This window comes from Gemmatimonadota bacterium (genome assembly GCA_009838845.1).
Taxonomy (GTDB): Bacteria; Latescibacterota; UBA2968; order UBA2968; family UBA2968; genus VXRD01.
This window is the reverse complement of the sequence record VXRD01000032.1, coordinates 1-18884: the sequence shown is the minus strand read 5'-3', so window position 1 is coordinate 18884 and position 18884 is coordinate 1. Positions and strand designations below refer to the sequence as shown.

Sequence of the window (18884 nt, the reverse complement as noted above, 5' to 3'; positions counted from 1 at the left end):
GGCTATACGGTAAGCGCGATGTTGTTCCGTGTTGCGATTTCTTTTTTGTCCTGATAACCCGCGCGTGCTGTGAGTTCAAGCGTTTCGGGAGAGAGGCGTTGTTGAATGGCCTGGGGCAGTTCTGATCTCCCTGCGTATTGGGGGTGATAGCGCAAGACGAGGATCATCCGCATGCGATCTTTTGGCGTCCAGGGCAGGGCGCCGTGGGTGACGAGTTCGTTCATGACGACGATGTCGCCGGCTTTGGGTGTGATGTTGACCACGCCTTCGGGGATGTGGTCGCGGTTTTCGACCAGGCCGTTTTGAAAGAGGTGCCGGGGGCGGTCAAACAAGCTTTTGTGCGAGCCGGGGACGACGAGGAGACCCCCATCGCCCGAATGCACGTCGGTGAGGTAGGGGAAGCAGACGGTGTTGTCGCAAAAGATGCGTCCGTTGCGGACTTCGTAACGGGTGGCGTCCCAGCCGAAATCGTCGCGGGCGCAGTGCAGGCGGAGTGCTTCGTCGTTTTGATCGGGGATGTTGACCTGAAGCGTGCCGCTGGTGAGGCGGGGCCGGCCATTGGTGAGTTCTGTGACGATGGGCCAGGTCGCGGGGTGCAGGGTGAGGCGTTCGAGTGCTTTGTCGAATGCAAAGCCGTGCAGGTGGCGTTTGCCGTTTTTGCCAAAGCCTTCGGGTAGTTCCGATTCGGGGGTTGTGACGTAGCGTTCGGCGGCTTTTCGCGCGGCGTTCAGTTCGTCGTCAGAGAGGGCATTGCGCAGGTGCAGGTACCCGTTGAGGTCAAAGAGGTAGCGTTGTTCAGGGGTCATCATGGTATTCACTTTCTTTCTGGGATGTCATCGCCGTTGGGACGGGGGATGTGTTGCCAATAGCCGGAGGGATCAATGCCGCGGCATAAGACCGCGGGTGAATGGTCGGTTTCTCGGGTGCGGACTTCGGGGGGCATGTAGCGCAGGGTCAGGCCACAGCGACGCCGTTTTGAGGTGTTGGGTCTGGAGCCGTGTAGCAATAAGTCGGAGTGGATGGAGATTTGCCCGGCTTTCATGATTAAGGGTACGGGGTCGCCAAATTTTTCGGCGTGGTGAACAGATTGTCCAAGGACATTATTTTCTTTTGGTGTGCTGCGTTCAAAGGGTATTTGTCCGTGGAGATGCGAGCCGGGTATGACTTCCATGGGGGCATTTGCGAGGTCAACGTCGTCAATGGCGAGCCAGACGGTTACGGTTTTGGAGGGTGTGAGGGGCCAGTAGGATGCGTCTTGATGAAAGGCGACTTTTTTGCCATCTCCGGGCATTTTGCTGAAGTAGTGGGTCATGCGCGAGACGAGGTTGGGTCCGAGCAGGTCTTCGACGTAGTCGAGGATGCGGTTATCGACGAGCAGGTCGTAGATGCCTTTGCAAATGCGGTGCCACCCGTTGATTGAGTAGCTGTTTTTGCCCGCTGCCTGTGTTTTGTCCATGAGTTTGTCAAAGTACGCGCGGTTGGCTTCGACTTCTTTTTTTGAGAAGACGTCGAGGGGAAAGATGTATCCCTTTTCGTTGAATTGCTGGATTTGCGCGCGCGTCAGTTTTTTGGGCGCGTCATTTTTTGCTGGATAAAATTTTAGTTCCCGTTTCATGCCGGGAAGGGCGTCGGTTATGGGCATGGGGCCTCCTGTAAAAGCGCGAATCAGCGAATCAGCGAATCAACGAATCAGCGAATCAATGAAACAGGTAATGTACATGAAAGCCGTCATTGCGGCATGGTTTTAGCCGCAATCCAGAGGTTTTGGGTGGTTGGGCGGGGTTCGTCTATTCGTCTATTCGTCTATTCGCGCTTTTCTCGTCTATTCGTCTTTATCCCGATCCGCCGTAAAAGAATACGACTTCTCGCGTTGCTTTTTCTCCGCTTACTTTGTCCTGTACGGTGATTTCCACCACATTTACCCCTGGTTTGGCTTTTTTCAGGTCGAGTTCTACGTATTCGCGTTCTTCTTCGTCGGTGCCTACCTGTTCATAGGTTACGGAGACCTGGGGTTTTTGTTGCCGCAGAAGTGCGCGGATTCCCGAGGTGATGACGCCTGCGAGGCCTACGGTGTTGCGGGGGTTAAATTGTACGCGGTACTGTACTCTGTAACGGGTTTGCCCGAAGGTGTCGCGTTTCAAATTGTAGATTTCAAAATAGGCGAATACCCGGCTGCCCAGGGGATAGCTTCGGGAAGCCATTGGCGATACGTAGATGTCTTTTTTTTGGAGGCGGTCGTTGGTACCCGTGTCGGTGATTGAGAAGGCTAACTGGATACCGCTGATTTTTACGCTTTCGGAGTTGAAGTCGGAAACCGCGAGTTCTTGTTTGTACGCACCTGCGCGCCCGGATAATTCGTCTTCCAATTGTACCTGTAGCTGATATTTTTTTCCGGGAGATGCTTCAATGCGTATGACGTCGGGGATGAATACGCCCCGGGTTTTGGGAAATTCCCGGCTGTTCTGGTAGGAGAGTATTTCGTGTGCGCGGTAGATATTTTCATGGCTTGCGTCCGCCAGGGCGAGAGTGGCTTTTGTGTGTATGAGATAATCCCGGTCGCCTTTGCCCACAGTGACTTCTGCCGGGGGTACTCCGTAATACACTTCTACGATGGTTTTGCCATCTGGTCCGCGGAAGTCCGCGACGTCGTAAAAGAAGTGGAGGGCGTCTTTGCCCACGCTGGGGCGATAATAGTCGGGTACAGCGCCGATAGATTGCTGATAGATGACCCCCGGGGCGTATTCCATGAGCCGTGCCACGCTGGCGATGCGGTTGTCGCTTTGGGGCAAGGGCGGTATGGGCGCGAAGTCAAAGTGTCCGTTTCCGACTTCGTCGGTAAAGGTAAATTCCACGCCGCCTTGCAGTTGGGTATATGTCCAGGTTTCCCAGGGGACGGTTTCGAATTCGCGGTCTGATGTTACGGGACTGTAATTCAAGAAACGCTGCTCTGTTCTGGGAGCGACCGATAGATCAAATGGACTGGATGCGACGAGGTCGGGTATTACAAATTGGAATCCCAGGGTTTCTGCCTCTTCTCCGGGGTTCAGGGCGAGGACGGCGTCGTCTTCCCCGGCATCTGTGCCAAATACGCCGGTGTTCAGGCTTTGGTTTGTGATATTACCTTCAAAGGGTTTGCGCTGGCTGCGTATGGGAAAGACCGGTCCCGTGAATGTGTGATAGGTCGCGGCTGGTCCCCAGATATCGGCTGCCATTCGGTTGCGAACGGCTTCTACTTCTGGCGATATTACAAATTCGCGCTGGTTGGAGCGAGACCGATAATCGGGTTCGCCGTACCGGATATAGACTTCGCCCCTCTGGTCCCAGGGGCTGATTTTTTTGGAAAAGAAGGTGCGCGCATACCATACCCGCCGGTAGTGTTCCACGATGCGTTCGTTGATTTGGGTCAGAAGATCCGAGTCTCGCCGCCGCCAGAATTTTTGCAGATAGTTCTGCTTTTCAGGTTCTTCGGATAGGCTCTGATATGCGTGCCATTCTTTTTCTGAGGCGACGAGAGATATGTCGGTGTAATAGGCGCGTTCGGTTTTGTCAACGCGTTGTAAATAGCGTTCGTAGTAGTTCAGGGCGAGGCGGTGTTCTTTCTGGTGAAAATAGCCTGCGGCGGCGAGGGGCAAGAGGCGGAGTTCGGGATCGTGTGCGTTGATATAGGGGATGATGTGCGCCGCGATCTGGTCGTGTTGATCGGCCTGTACGCAGGCGAGGCCAAAATAGTACAGTCCGTCGGGGTTGTCCGATTCTACCTGGATGTATTTTAGATAGTAATCTACGGCTTTCTGGTGGTCTTCCTGAAATCGTTCGTACAATTCGCCCAGTAGTCGGTACGCAGGTCCATAAGTCGAGTCGAGTTTGGTCGCTCGTTTGGCTTCGCCTACGGCTTTGCGGAAGTTGCTATACGCCGATAGGCCCGAGGCCGGGCGTTCGGCATAGACGAGTCCCAGACCCACATACGCTTCTGCCAAATTTTTATCCAGTCCTTTGGCTGTCTTGAAAGCGGTTTCCGCTTTTTCAAAGTCGCGGTTTTTTAAGTACGCATAACCCAGGCGAGATTGGATGTGTGCGTCTTTGGGGAAGGCTTTGGTTAAGTCCGAGAATGTCGCAACCGCCGTATCTGCCCGCCCTTCCCGAAGGTACTTTTGCCCCAGGGTCAACAGGGAGTCCCGCTGGTCTGCTGCCGCCTGTTCCAGAGATAGGATACAGAGGAACGCGTAGAGGATACAGATTCGAGGCCAGGTCATTAGAGAACCTCCACCTGTGCAATGTTAATCAGTTAAAAGGCGTCTTTGAATGCACTCAAGACGCCTCTTCATAATAGGCCAATAGACAAATGGTTGAACAGATCAACGGTTTGCAGGCTCATGGCACACTTAGCCAATGAGCCGAACAATGTACTTCTCGTCTTTGCTCATGCAGTGGTCTCTTGCTCGATAGCCCAGGATGGCGTAACCCCGGATTCAGTCGCTTCCTCGTCAGCGAGCCAATCATTCACAATCTGGACGAGTTGTCGGAGTACGTGTCCGCGGTCTTGCCCGTGGCAGCACGGCCCTATAATGCCGGGACACGAGCCGATAAAGGCTTGATCTTCTTCCGACCACTTGACGATGAGAGGATACTCTAAGGCGGTTTTATTTTTTGGGGAGCTATCGTGCATCATCTGTGCATTCTGGGTCATTTTTGAGCCTCCTCAATAGCTTCTTTTACGATTTTTTCCTGATAATTGTGGGCATCATCACCCCTGTTTCCCGAAAGTGTTACTCGTGGGCCATTGGGGTGCAGGTATCGTCTATGGCTTCCACCACTTCGGTTTTTTCGGAGGCGGAAGTTTGCTCTTTCTAAGTCCGCGATGAGTTCTCGTATCTTCCTGGGCATAGAATGGTCCAACGATCCCCAAGTCGTAGCTCGTTTGTTACTTGATTTTTTATTACTAAGGGCTTGCTTATCGGATGCAAGTCCAAACTCCAGTTGCAAGACTTACGCCAAGATGCACTAAGGCGGGAAGTTGGGAGGCATCCACACTGGCAGGTCGGCGATCGAGTCCCGTGCGGCCTTCGACGTCGGTATCCCCCAGGCCTCGAAGAACGGGCCGAGGTTGCGACCCACCGTGCGCGAGAAGCGCACCAGCCACTGGTCGCGCTTCTCGTCGTCGCTCTTCGGGCGCTCGTCGTTGGGCAGGACGCGGTATGTGGTGAACACCTGCCGATAGGCGTCCCAGCCAAACGCCTGCTGCATCTGCGCGTACATGATCAGAGCAAGGAATGCTTTTTCCTTCCAGTGTTCGAAGGTCGGATTATCAAAGTTGTAGGATGCCATTAGAGCGGCCCATGATCTTTTTCTTCTACCGGGAAACTCTCCGTCAACCATCGGGATCCCGCATAGAAACTCATAGATGTAGAGCGTGAACAGGTTGACGGTCACCTCGGTCGTGCCGGCGAATGTCCAGTCTTTGTGCTGGTGGTTGTGGCCCACCTCGTGGAAGAAGCCCCAGTTGCCCTCCGAGAGAATGTGCTCGGCATCCACCAGGTTGGACTGATGGTTCAGTTGGGCCATCAGGGGATAGCCGGAATGCATGGAACCCGCCGAAATCTGGCGGTCCACGACAAATCGCTCCGGGCTTGAGCGTGCATTGGGCGGCCAGGCGGCCAGGTCTGCGGCCAGGTCCAGCACGCGATCCCAGGTCTCAGCCACGGCGGTCGGGTCGTCGAGTCCGCGCACCTCGGAAGAGCGGGTGGTGACGATCATGTTCCGCCCGGCGATCTCTGCCCAGGGAGCCGGTGCATGGCGGATCTCCGCACGCCAGACGGCCGGGTCTGTCTCACCAAGCACGAAGAGCGGTGCCGCCACTGCGCCCTCGATCTCGACGGTGATGCGCCCGAAACCGGGGTTCTTTTTTGGAACTTCGATGTAGATCAGGCCCCCGAAGGCATTGGCGACGTGGGTCCTGGAAGCGGAGATGGGGAAACGGTAGCTGATTTCGGGCATGCGCTTCCATGTGGGCCGTCTCCAAATTTGGTCGCTGTGGGCGCCAATGCGCACGAAGAAGCCGCCGTTGGCGACGTGAGTCGGTACCGTTACCGTGACCAGATCGCCCGGCGCGGCGTAGAGGCCGGTTGAGTGCCAGCGAGGCACGGTGGTGTCGATGATAAGGCTACGTGTCAGGCGTGGGGCGTCGGTTGGGACGGAACCGGGAAAATCTGTGGCCGCAGGATGAGCGCGCACGGATTGGGGTGGGGTGCGGTGATGCTCAGACACGAAGAGCGTAGCGACCATGCGGGCGACTACATCAGATTCGTCCACCGGGTGCTTCGCCGAAGGCCAGCGGGTCCCTTCGTAGTTCGAAAAAAAAATCTGCAGATCCGGCGCGAACAGCACGTCGTTCGGAGGCAGAGCGCGGATGGTTCTTGCCAGGGTGTACAGAGTTTGGTCAACCTCCGGCTGGGTGAGCTTACGCCTGCCTGCGATGTGGGCCTTGACCGCATTGAATGCCTTGACAGCGTGGGTCAGTTCAGACGGTGGTTCGGCAACGGCATAGCCCGCCGGCGATGTGCGTTTGAGGGAGCTGTTTAACCACTGGATGCCGATGGGCGCGAGCAGGCGGTTACCAGCGAAGTCATTGATGATATCCAGTTTTGGGTGCAGACTCGCCCAGCCCCAACCGTTGGCAGCCGTCACCAGACCACCTCCGGCGCGCACGAACGCCGACAGTGCTTCGAGTTCTGGCGCGCTCTGATTCCCCATGTCCACGGCCACGACATCCACCGCTCCCAGCGATTCCGATGTCAGGGCAGCTTCGACCACATCGTGACCGGTCCTGGTCAGCCAGGCGCGTAGCTGTGCGTTACCGACGACACCAATGCGGGGACTGGCTAAATCTCCGCCCCCCGAGACCCAGGCGAACGCGTTCGCCATCAGGCGTGCGGTGTCCGCCTTCTCAAGTGTGGAGCTATTAAAGTAGCCTTTGTGCCCCAGAGCGACGACGCGGCCTGCCTGCCAACAGCCTGCTGCGATGACCGGGGCGCGCACGGCATCCGCGGCATTGCGCGGGGCACCCACGATCACCGGAAAGCTCTCAGGGCCATAGACGAAGAAGGAACTCGGGACACCAGGGGCCGCGATCTCGGCGACACCATCGAGCAGGGCGTTGAGGTCATCATCACCGGGGCAAAGTGATGCTTTGCCCGGCATTGCAATTGCAAATGAGATAATTAACAGCAATCCTATTTTCAGGGTGGACCCAGAACCGCCTTTTTCAGATTCCAGCACTTGCGACGTTGCTCGCTCTTGATGTTCGTTTCTGTTTATGGTGTCCATATTGCCAGTTCCTCGGAATTCGACAACAACATCAAAATATAGGGAACTCGGATGGCCTTGTCGAACAAAAACCAATCCAGCCTCCTCGCTCCACTCGTGAGCTAAAGATCCTCCTGCCTTCATCGCTGTCTTCTTTTATTTCACACTTCATACTTCACACTTCTACCAGTAGTGCACCAGATGCCCTTCTCCTGGCCACCACAGCGCGTCGATGAGGAATGATAGCACTACTCCGGCTGTATAGCCCACGAGGAGGCCGAGAAACGCGGGTTTGGAGCGGCGGTAGAGGTTTACACCGCCGACGGCCATGATTACGGATTTGCACGCCCAGGCGATAAAGACGGGCATGACGAGGTGACCGGTGTTGTCGGCTGCCGATAAGGTGAGTCCGATGGGATGCAGGGGCCAGCCCGGGAACCGGTAGCGCAAGAACGTCAAAAATGCCATCAGGCCCGCTCCGATTGCGAAGAAGACCATGCGCTCGCCGTCGGGTGCTTTGGGCGTGTGCATCATGGTTAGCGTCGATCCGTAGATGCCTTTTGGGTCACCGCTGAAAAAGGGGAAGCGCGGGAAGTTGTACGCCCCATGAGAATAGCCCAGGTGCAGGGTGTAAAATACGGATGCAGCCAGTCCCAGCAAAACGCTTATGCCAGCCCAGAATAACAATGCGCGGCGATTGCCCTGGATGAGTTCGCCCATTTTGATCGATTGCGCCACGCCGGGCGTGAATAGCCCCCGCATGTAATCGACAATGGAATACGACAGGGCAATGCCCGTCAAACTGCCCGCAGACATGACTTGTGTGCCGCGCATGTCCATGACAAATGCCTGCGGTGTTACGGTGGCGCCCGAATATACCATCCCGGCTTCTGATACGACCCGCGCCAGACCAATATAAATTATGGATAGGGCACATAGAAAGACGAGTGCGGTTGTTATGTCCATGCCGATGCGGCAGAGCCAGAAGAGTACAAAAGACAGGCTCACCAAAAATACAAAGACCACTGTGCGGTAGGCCAGAACTTCCCGGGAATCGTCGGCGGGATACGCCTTTCTAAATGCTTTGAGGAAGACGTCTCGCAAATGCCACCGCGCGACCCACAATCGCCATACGACCAGGCACGCCAGCGCACCAAAGCACTGATAGGCTTCGGTGGGCGGATCGGCGCTGAACGAGTCGGTTGATTTGGCTATCTGGTAGCCCAGGCGGTTGAATATGCCGCCTTCTACTACGTGTAATAAGAAGAAAAACCAGACGGAAAACAATACCTGTGTGTTGGCAAAGTACGCAAAGCCGATGGTGAACAGGTTCAGGGGTTCCAGATAGACGTGGGGAGAATACCGCGTAAAATTAAACTTTCCGGCGTGGGGAAAGATCCCAATTCCGGGCATGAGCGGGTAAAACCAGGATAGGGAATTCCACAGGAATAACAAAAAGGGTATTGCGGCCATGATCCAGAATAGCTTGCCCCGCATAAATCCCGGCAACAGTTGTTTTGACCGTGAATCTTGAGCCATTTCCAGGGGTACGGCCACGAGGGGATAGATCAGTTTTTCGTGTTCTGCCCACTGTTTGCGCAAGATGACCATCATGCTGGCTGAGAGCGCGAATACTGCGACGATAAAGCTCGCCCACCACAGCAGGGGCATCAGCCACACTTCCCAGGGCATGGACGCGCCGGGTGGCAGGCCTTCGTAGAACATGCGCAGGGCTTCGGGGTCTATGGGTACGATCCACGAGTCGAGATTGGGATGATAGAATTCACCCCATCGATTTTCGGGTGTGGCAAAATAAATCGGCGTGGAAATGACGCCGATGAGAAATCCGGTTACGCCCGAAGCGGGTACCACGCACCCCACCATGCCGATTGCCGCAATTGCCAGCAGTTCTGAGGGCGAAAACGCGTGGTGCGATCCCAGGAGTTTCAAGATCGGGTTGACGGCTGCGACCAGCAAGACAAATACGGCCATCAATGTGAGCTGAAAAAAGCTCAGGTTTAGTCTGGATGCATGCACCACGGTTTCGGCATAGGTTACCCACAGGTTGATGAAGACCACTGCGCCCAGCGCAATACCCACTGAACGGACTGTCAGACCTTTTTCCTGTAAGGGATCGGTTTCATGTGCAAATTCTGTTTGTATTGCCATTTAAGTGCCTTTACCACCAGTGAACCGAGTGCCCTTGACCGGGCCACCAGATCGCATCGACGAGAAATGACCAGGCGACGCCAGCGGTATAGCCGACGAGCAGGCCCAGAAATAGGGGCATGGCTTTGCGGTAGAGGTTTACGCCGCCGATGCGGAGCAAAGAGGCTTTGCATACCCAGGCGATGAATACGGGCATGACCAGGGATGCCGTGTTATCCGCAGCGGAAATGGTCAGGCCGATGGGGTTGATGGGCCACCAGGAAAATCGGTATCTCAAAAATGTCAACAGGGCCATTGCACCCGCGCCAATGGCGAAAAAGATGATGCGGTTTGGGTCGGGTGCTTTGGGCGTTCGCATCATTGTAAGGGTAGATCCGTAGATGCCTTTTGGGTCGCCGCTGAAGAAGGGGAAGCGCGGGAAATTGTACGCGCCATGCGTATAGCCCAGATAGAGCATGAGCCATACAGAAGAGACAAATCCGGCGAGTACGCCAATGCCCACGCAATAGAATAACAGACGGCGGTTGCCGCGGATCAGGTCGCCCAGTTTGATCGATTGCGCCAGCGCCGGGGTGAATAGCCCGCGCATATAATCGATGAGGGAATAGGACAATGCGATGGCTGTCATGCTGCTTCCGGATATGACGTGGGTGCCGCGCAGGTCCATGACAAATGCCTGCGGTGTTACGGTGGCGCCCGAATACACGACGCCGGCTTCTGATACCACGCGCGCGATGCCGATGTAGATGACGGCGACGCCGGACATAAAAATCAATGCGGTGGTCAGGTCCATCCCTATTTGCAGGAGCCAGAATAAGACGTAGATGAGGCTACACGACAAAATTAAAACTGCCGACCGGTAGGAAAGTATTTCTTCGCGGTCATCTACCGGATGATTTTTGTCGAGTGCTTTGAGGACGACATCGCGCAGATGCCGCCGCGCGACCCACAATCGCCACACGACGAGACAGGCGAGTGCGCCAAAACACTGCCAGGCTTCGGTGGGCGGGTCTGCGCTGAATGAGTCGGTTGACCGTTCGATCTGATAGCCCAGGCGGTTAAAAATACCCCCTTCCAGGACGTGGAGTAAAAAGAAAAACCAGACTGAGAATAGTACCTGTGTATTGGCAAAGTACGCAAATCCGATGGTCAAAAATTGCATGGGTTGAATGTACATGCCCGGCGAATAGCGCGTGAAGCGGAAATATCCTCCGTGCGGGAGGATGCCGATGCTGGGCAGGAGCGGGTATGCCCATGACAGGGAGTGCCAGACAAAAATCAAAAATGGTATAGCCGCTGCAATCCAGAACATGGGACCGCGCATGAATGCGGGGAGAAGACGCGCAGAGAGGGCATCTTGCGACATTTCAATGGGTACGGCGGCGATGGGGTAGGCGAGTTTTTCGTATTCTACCCATTGTTTTCGCAAGATAATCATCAGTGTGGCGGAAACGGCAAATACGGCTACCACCAGACTGCCCCACCACGCGAGTGGTGCCAGCCACACGCGATAGGGGATAGCGCTGCCGGGCAATAAGCCCTCGTAAAAGGCGCGTACAGCTTCCTGATTGGTGGGCACGACCCACGAGTTGAGGTTGGGGTGATAATACTCGGCCCATCCGTTTTCGGGCGTGGCAAAATAAAAGGGGGTGGAAATTACTCCGATCAAAAATCCGGTGATGCCGGATGTGGGCACGACGCAGCCGACGATGCCAATGGCGACAACGGATAGCAATTCGGCGGGGGCAAAGGCGTAGCGGCGGTTTATAGATTTGATCAGGGGATTGACTACCCCGATCAGGATGATGAAGATGGCGAGGAGCGTGATTTGAAATACGCTCAGGTTCAGGCGAGAGGTTTTTACCACGGTCTCGGCATAGGTCACCCACAGGTTGATGAAGATTACGATTCCAATGCCCAGGGCAACCGAGCGGAGTGTTATGCCTCTTGCATGTTCAATTGTTGGGTCTGATTGCAGTGCTTCGGCCAAACGTCTCTCCTATTAGCACAAATGGCACACCCCGCACGGAAGTCGGATTGCGTTCCAATTCCGGCGGGGTATGGAAAAGAATTAACACCTGTGGGGACAAGGGAAATACTCCTTGTCAGACTCCTCCTACAGTGAACCTGAGAGATTCAGGCGCAGGGGCGGGTCGAACAAATCGCCAAGATTGCTATACGACACGTCTAAGGCGATGTGTCGCCCGCCGAATTTCCCCTTGAGACCACCGCCAATACTCCAGGTTTCCACGTCGTATTTGATCTTATAACCAGCTCGAAGCGCGATGAGGTTCTGTATCCAGAGTTCACCGCCCAGGTTCCAGCGTTGCTCCCGGTCGGTGAAGAAAGCGCCTTCAAACGAGCCGGTCAGGGATACGGGGTCGCCGAGGTTGCCGTACAATTCCATGGCTATCCCGGTGTGGAATACCAGGGGCATTTCCGATTTTTCGCTCACGATTTCCTGCTCTCCGCCCAGGTTTTTCATGTTCATGCCAATGCGCAGGCTTTGAAAGCCCGTGTACATCAAGGTGCTGACATTCACAGAGACTGCGCTGAGTGTCTCTGGTCCCAGCGCGGATTGGACAAAGCGCAGGGCTGCTGCTGCCGAGAGCTTGTCGGTCAGTTGATAGGCGTAAACCAGGCCTAAGGCGAGGTCGCCCGAGTTCACCATAGCACCCGTGCCGTCTGGTTCCATGGTAGTCGTTTCGGGTATGTCGGGCAGGGTAAAGTTCACAAATGATACACCCAGCACGCCCCATTGTCCGGTATTGTAGGCGAGGGATCCGGTGACAAATGACGATTCGACCAGCCATTGGGTATAGCCAAAAGCGTATCCCAACTTGTTCACTTTGGTCAGACCGGCCGGATTCCAGATCATGCCGTCTATCCCGTCGGATACCGCGGTAAAAGCATCGCCCATGCCCGCGACTCGGGCATTGTTGGTCACTTTCAGAAAATTGAATGTGGATGGCTTGATCTTGCTGCGGCCCTCTGGATTCAGGACTTCTTCGGCTTCTGGGAAGAGTGCCTGCGCCGAGGCCGGAGCCGATAGGGCGAGCGCGATCAAAACGATCAGCACTACAGACATCGTATTTTTCATAGTATCAATCCTTGTGTTTTAACGGTTGATTATGAACGCGCCCTTGGTCTTGCGACCGCGACTGGCAGGCACGAGCGACTCCACCACGAAGAAGTACGCAGACGAGGTGGCTTCACCGGTGAGGAAGCGATCTTTTAAGAGCCACTGCGCTTCCCCGGCCGTTGGATCGTTGTGGTTGATTTCGGCAACGAGATCTCCCGAAACCGTAAAAATGGAGATTTTTGCCTGGTGCGGTACCCCGACAAAGCGCAGTTTGAGCGTGCCCTGATAATTGGATTGGGCTTGCGCCAGACTAAACGGATTGGGCACCACGACTACCGGCCTCTCCATATTGTCGGCGGCGTCATTGGCGGCCAAAATTGGGCTGCCCGGAACGATCATGCGCTGTTCGGCCGCTGACCATCCGCTCTCCAATCCGTTTTCCGTGAGGTGCTTGCGCACGGTCTCGGGCAAATCGTCCAGGGTTTTGGAGCCTTCGGACCAGGACGATTTGGGGCTGGCAACAGAGCGCACATTGTAGGCAAATTGGAATCCGGCCAGCGAATTTTCATCTATCCAGGTGTACGTGCCGCCCTGGCTACTACCGGCTGGAACCGTGCCCACCAGATCCCACGGTCCGGTTTCCTGCCAGGTCGAGCGATAGACCCGATAGGCGACTACATCGGCCTGGCCGTATTCGGGGTTGATGGCTTTTTCAGCGGCATCTGACCACGTCAGGGTAATTTTGGCCTGTGCATTGCTCCCCTGGAAGAAATCCACATCCGGGGGTGCGTTGGGTATCTGGTACTCGTTGTCGTAGGTAAATTGCGCGTGGTTCAGATGCCGCAGCATGGCTTCTTCGCCTTTGGCCAAAAGCGATTTGCGGGCGTCTGGACCAATATCGCCCACGTTCCACGACCACTTGGTAATGTCGTTGGCATAACCCGTCTCGGCGTTGATCTCAAATTCGGCTGATGATCCAAAGCCGTAGGCCAGCACGATTTTGGCTTTTTGTCCGGGTGCCAGGCTGTAGGGACCAAAGATCAGGTCTTCCCACTGCATTTGTTCAGAGGGCGGGTTGTCCATTGTGGGCGAGGTGAAAAAGTCGTACTGGTCGGCCATGCTCAGCGCGCCCCGCGTGGGGTCGTCGATGTTGCGGCGGCCGAATACTTCGTACCAGTGCGACAGGGGTTCGCCCTGTGGATCGACAAAGCCTTCCGCTGCGTCTGCGGCGTTGAATGTGTGACTCGCCCCGGCATTGCGAAATGCGAGCGGTGCCATAAACTGATAGGCCGGTGCAATGGGCATGCCCTCGGGCCTGTTCCTGCTGCCCGGGAAGCCCCGCGCTTCCAGGTCCGAGAAGTAGGGATCGCCCGTGTCTTCTTCAAAGCTGGACGGGGAGTTGCCATCCCACTGGTACATGATGTATTTGCCCTGGAAATCCGCAGGTGACAATCCGCTTAAGGGATTGTTTTCGAAGTTGGATGCTTCGCTATAGCGATAGTGGTCGTCCAGCGCCTGACTGCGGCGATAGGTGACCAGGCCGCCTTCATGACCCCAGCGGAAAGATGTGCCAGCACTATTGACATACATGGAATTCATGACACCAAAGTAGGTGTTGTCGAGTTGTTGTCCGCCCCGATTTTCAAACTCGAGTTCCAGGATGAAAAAGTCGTCGAAGTCCTGATGGCTCCACGCATGGGCTTTGCGCGTTACGACCACGTTGTGCTTTGTCTGCCATTGCGTGATATGGATTTCTTCGCCTGCATTTTGTACGGGCGGATAAATGCCGTAATCGAAGTTGTGAATTTCGTAGGGTCTCAAATTGGCCGGGTCAGCGGATTGGGGCGAAGCACCTTGCCACCAGTTGGATTTTACCGTGCCTGGACCCACACCGCGATTGGGCACAATGGACTGGATGCCCCACGAGGATTCTTTAGAGTTGGCGATGTCGTAATTCATCGGTATTACGTCTTCGGTGGGTGTGCGCGGGCCTGTGACTGAGACGTATTTTTCACCGCCCACATTGGTCAATACCAGCACGCCTTCACCGGCCGAGTGCATGTTTGTAAAGCCCTTTTGTGCGGACGATCCCCATGCTTTGTCGCCCCAATATTCCACAAATTCTTCGGTGCCCAACAGGGCGTACAATGAGTATAATTCGCCCGGGTAGGACATGCGCATCATTACCCGAGATGGGGTTACCTGATAGTGCATGCTCGAAGTACCGGAGTTGGTAAACGAGAGCCATACCAGCGACCGGGTCATGTGCCGCGACGCGCTATAGACCACCTGCGCTTGTGAATCTATTGTGCCGATTGACATGAGGCACAATACCATCAGACCCGGCAACCATTGTCTTTTCAAGTTTTTCAGATACATAGATATGATCCTCCTGTCAGATTAGAACTTAAACCGCGCCCCGGCCACGATGGTTCGGGGTCTGCCCAGCCCGCCGTTGTAGCGGGTCAGTTCGGAAATATCGCCGAAAGTATCGAATTTGCTGTCTCCGGGCGGCGGTTTCTGGAGGCCGTACTGGATCCAGCGGAAGCCAGTGCTCGTGTCGTCGCGCTGCCCAAAGAGATTGCGGACTTCCAGGAATGTCGTGGCTGTACCCGTCTGCCCCAGTCCAAAGTCTTTTTCAAAGCTGACATCTGTCAGTGTGGAGGGCGGGCCGTTGCGCCGTTCCCTGGGTCCCGTGGGTGGCGTGTACCAGAATGCACCCCTGGTGTGCATCTGCCAGACCATGGTCGCGCGGAATCCGGCCAGAGCAGTAATGTGGAAATCCGGCGGTGCAGAGAAGAGGAATTGCACGCTGGCAAAGTTGCGCCTGTCCAGGCCGCCATCTAAGGTGGGAATGCTGTAGTTGGCGATATTGAAGGAGTACAGTCCGTCTTCGACGAGGACTGGCTGTTCCCAGAAGGCGTTGCTCTTTGGTTCCATCACATCTGCTTTGGCTTTGTATTTCAGGGCAATTTCATTGGCTTTCTCTGCGAATGCCCTCCGTTCTTCGGCCGTTGGTGCGCGGGGCACTTCCTGGCCGTCGGCTTGCACGGTGACGCCGGCAAAGAATTTGTCGCTGTTCACATATTGAGCCGTGGGAGCGATAAACCATTCCCAGGATGATTTGCCGCCGCGGTGCGCTTTGGCCCAGTTGACGTTGTAAGCCACATACAGGGCTGTCATCTGGCTGAATTTTTTCTGGAAGGACAGCTCAAATCCGCGAGATGTGGCAAAGCGGCGATTGAAGAATGCGTGGGTATATGAAGAGTTGAAACCAAATACCGGTTCGTCGATGAAGAAGTCCGATCCACCGCTGGATAGCGTGCCTTCCTGGTCTTTGTAAAAGGCCGTCAGGCCCAGGACGTAATCGCCGTAGAAGTTGTAGTCGAAGCCGACCTCAAAGTTGGTCGTGCGTTCGGGTTTCATGTGGACATTGCCAAATTCGCCCGCCAGCGGATAGACCAGGGCGTTGAAAATTTCCATCTGGTCGATTTGTCCGTTGCCATTCAGGTCTTTGTCCGGTCCAGTTGCTCTCCAGGTGCGGTTGTAAAGGCTTTGCAGACCGATGAACTGGTGGAAGCGTCCGGTGAAAAATCGGATGGTGGAACGATCTGTGATGGGGTGTGAAATACCCAGGCGCGGGCTGATGGCCGTCTGCGTGGGCGAATCTACGATGGGTACGTTTCGCCAGCGCGTCAGCGAGTTGTAGTGGTTCCAGGTGACGTGGTCCATGGCGCGGCCAAAGGATTCGCCGGGCGCGAGGACTTCGTAGCGCACACCCAGATTGACGATCAGGCCCTCAAATTCCATTTTGTCCTGAATATAGGCCGCGTAGGTCGCGGGATTAAAAGGTTCCATGCCCACGATGGGGTCGCCCTTGCCCAGCAAGCGGATGTTGCGTTCGCGGGTTGTGTTATAGACCACATCTTGCTGTTCGATGCTGTTGCGGATGATTTCAAAGCCAGCTTTTACAAAGTGTCCCCGCGTTACCTGACTGGACAAATCGCCTTTTAGCAGGATGCGCGTGCGCTGCGCCCAGCTAAAGGCGTGGATATCTCGCGTGCCGTAAAATCCGTTTGCACCGCGGACGATATCGGTTGTCTGTGACGGTACGTCGCTGGTATCGAGGGATGTGCTCTGGAAAGATACGCGGACTTCGTAAAATGTTTTGGGCGATATGGTGTGTGTCAAGACGCCGTAAAATACCTGATCGGTGCGCGGCGACTTGCCCGAGGAGCTATACCCTGCGGGCAGGTAGAGGTTGCGCCCGCTTTCCGAGATGCCCCGCACGCCGCCCGGCGGCACGCCCGTGGTTGCACCACCCGGACCGCGTACCACACTGGTTGAGCCGTTGTTGAACCCGTCTTTGTACACCCATGTGGTGCCGAGCTTAACTTTGTACTTGTCGCCCGGCCGATAGGTCGCATTGGCCGATGTGTTCAGGTTAAAGGGCGCGTGATTGGAGGGACCCGGAAAAACGGATGCCTGCCGATCTGTATAGGTGCTGAGGAAGAATCCGAGTTGTGGGTTAATCGGTCCGGAGACGTTGCCTTCCAAAAAATGTCCCAATGCACTGTCGTAATCCGAAGGCGTTGAATCTATATTGGGATTGCCGGTGTCCGGGGTTTTGCCTTCTAACAGCGGACTGTTATAGACATTCGCACCCCAGTGCTTTAGTCCCGGCAGGGTCAGGCGGTATTCGCCCAGGCCACCGTATCGCTCTTTGGCTTCGCGGCTCACCAGGCTGATTACGCCGCCCTGTGCATTGCCGTATTCGGCGTTCATGCCGCCGGTTACGACGGCGACTTCTTGCAATGCCCCGCGCGCCAGGCTGTTGACCTGTGAAGCTGTGTTGTTTTCGGCTACGCCATCGTCGTTGGACAGGCGAATGCCGTCGATTTCCACAAAGACTTCATTGGTGCCATTGGTTACCGAGGCGGTATGGCTTGCGCGGATGCGCATGGCACCGTCCAGGGATACGCCGGGTTGCAATTCGATGACCTCTGCCGCGTTTCGCGCAAGGGGAACCTGTTCGACCTGTTCGACGCCGACAATATAGCGACTCACGGTTTTATCGGGTTCCACGGCAGGTCGCTCGGCAATGACGACCAGTTCGCCGAGTTCTACGGCTGCTTCCTGGAGTACGATATTTACTGTGGTGGTCAATTCGACCTGTACCAGCACGTTTTGTATGGTTTCGGTGCGGTAGCCGACCAGGGATGCTTCTACTTCATGTACGCCCGGATCGACAGCTAATATTAAAAAATAGCCGTCTGTATCGGTTACAGCGCCGCGCCGCGTGCCTTTTACTACGACGTTGACGCCGGGTAGTGCCTCACCCTGGGCATCTTTCACCACACCGGTGACTTTTCCTGTTGTAGCTGCCATCCCATCGCCCGGATGAAAGACGCATAGCGCGCCGACCAGGATCAGGAGACAGCCCAAACGAATGCTAAATCGCATGCTGAACCTCCGTTATTATTTGGGGAAATACAACTTGAGCCGAACACCTATGTTGAGTTTGTGAAATGGGAATGCCTCTTGTAAGCCCCAGGCTTCGAGGGGGCGCACGTGGCCCCAGATGACGTGGTATTGTGCCCGAAGGTCAAACGCAAAATTCTGAGAGGCGAAGTATTCGACGCCCACACCGGCGTTTACGCCCAGAGCCGTGCGAACATCTGATTCGGGACGCTGTGTCAAATTGGTGTCCAGGGTGCCGCTCTGACCGGGATAAATTAATCCGCTAATTTCGTTGTTGTAGTGGTAAAAGCCCGATCCGATGACGAAGTAGGGCGCGCCACCCCCGGTGTTCAGTTTTTCACCTCCGCCGTTGAAGTGGTAAAGATAGTTGGCGGTTACTGTAAACCAGGTCATTTCCGAACTGGCGTTGGGGCTTTCGTATTCCTGCAGGTCAACGGACCAGAGGAATCTGCGGTTTTCCAGTTCTCCCGAGCCGTATTTGGCATACCGCGCGTCCAGTTCAAATGTCCAGGTCGGGTTGTTGATGCGTGAGATTGTTCCCCCGATGTCAATGCCTCCCGAGGGAAACCACTGGTTCAATTTGAATAGCGGCATGTCGTATTGCCCGGTCACCCCAACAGACCAGGTGCCGTTCACTTCTGCCACTCCCGGCCCTGTAAGGGCCAGACTTAATAACGCTGCTACAATGAATCTCATACAACGACCTCCTTTGTTGCGGTTTGCGACGATTTGCGTGCTGCGGGTAAAACACTTCTATTCGTAAATTATAGGCATAACCTCCTTTCGGATTTCGGATTACGCGGATGATGGGATTACGCGGATTATGGGATTACGCGGATTTAGTCTGATG

Annotated in this window: 12 protein-coding genes; all 12 read right to left on the bottom strand. The window is 55.4% G+C overall.

Translation table 11 applies throughout. The features are described 5' to 3' along the window. Window positions 1-2: 2 nt before the first annotated feature. The 12 genes from F4Y39_04945 to F4Y39_04890 all read right to left on the bottom strand — a co-directional run bounded on the left by F4Y39_04945 (window position 3) and on the right by F4Y39_04890 (window position 18730). Window positions 3-809, bottom strand: a complete 807-nt coding sequence (locus F4Y39_04945; protein MYC13057.1) for a phytanoyl-CoA dioxygenase family protein — start codon at window positions 807-809, stop codon at window positions 3-5. A 5-nt stretch (window positions 810-814) separates the two neighbouring features. Then, window positions 815-1642: a phytanoyl-CoA dioxygenase family protein gene (locus tag F4Y39_04940; protein MYC13056.1), complete on the bottom strand. Its 828-nt coding sequence runs from the start codon at window positions 1640-1642 to the stop codon at window positions 815-817. A 190-nt stretch (window positions 1643-1832) separates the two neighbouring features. Next, the gene (locus tag F4Y39_04935) at window positions 1833-4253 is read right to left on the bottom strand and encodes a GWxTD domain-containing protein (GenBank protein ID MYC13055.1); all 2421 of its coding nucleotides are present in this window, start codon (window positions 4251-4253) and stop codon (window positions 1833-1835) included. Between the two features lie 167 nt (window positions 4254-4420). Then, window positions 4421-4687, bottom strand: a complete 267-nt coding sequence (locus F4Y39_04930) for a hypothetical protein (protein ID MYC13054.1) — start codon at window positions 4685-4687, stop codon at window positions 4421-4423. Continuing rightward, entirely contained in the window at window positions 4684-4884 is a 201-nt protein-coding gene (locus F4Y39_04925; protein ID MYC13053.1) for an addiction module toxin, HicA family, read from the bottom strand. The genes F4Y39_04930 and F4Y39_04925 overlap by 4 nt, the downstream gene beginning before the upstream one ends. Before the next feature lie 117 nt (window positions 4885-5001). Further along, window positions 5002-7446 (bottom strand): hypothetical protein, encoded by a 2445-nt coding sequence (locus F4Y39_04920; protein MYC13052.1) that lies wholly within the window; start codon window positions 7444-7446, stop codon window positions 5002-5004. A gap of 39 nt (window positions 7447-7485) precedes the next feature. Next, window positions 7486-9471, bottom strand: coding sequence for a hypothetical protein (locus F4Y39_04915; protein ID MYC13051.1), 1986 nt, complete (start codon window positions 9469-9471; stop codon window positions 7486-7488). A gap of 10 nt (window positions 9472-9481) precedes the next feature. Beyond that, entirely contained in the window at window positions 9482-11461 is a 1980-nt protein-coding gene (locus tag F4Y39_04910) for a hypothetical protein (GenBank protein MYC13050.1), read from the bottom strand. A 126-nt stretch (window positions 11462-11587) separates the two neighbouring features. Next, window positions 11588-12571: a PorV/PorQ family protein gene (locus F4Y39_04905; GenBank protein ID MYC13049.1), complete on the bottom strand. Its 984-nt coding sequence runs from the start codon at window positions 12569-12571 to the stop codon at window positions 11588-11590. 18 nt (window positions 12572-12589) lie between these two features. Then, a complete protein-coding gene (locus tag F4Y39_04900; protein MYC13048.1) occupies window positions 12590-14932 on the bottom strand; it encodes a hypothetical protein in 2343 nt (780 codons plus the stop codon). 21 nt (window positions 14933-14953) lie between these two features. Continuing rightward, window positions 14954-18016 carry a TonB-dependent receptor gene (locus F4Y39_04895; protein ID MYC13047.1) on the bottom strand — a complete coding sequence of 1021 codons (3063 nt, stop codon included), beginning with the start codon at window positions 18014-18016 and terminating at the stop codon, window positions 14954-14956. A 15-nt stretch (window positions 18017-18031) separates the two neighbouring features. Then, entirely contained in the window at window positions 18032-18730 is a 699-nt protein-coding gene (locus tag F4Y39_04890) for a porin family protein (protein ID MYC13046.1), read from the bottom strand. Window positions 18731-18884 lie beyond the last annotated feature (154 nt).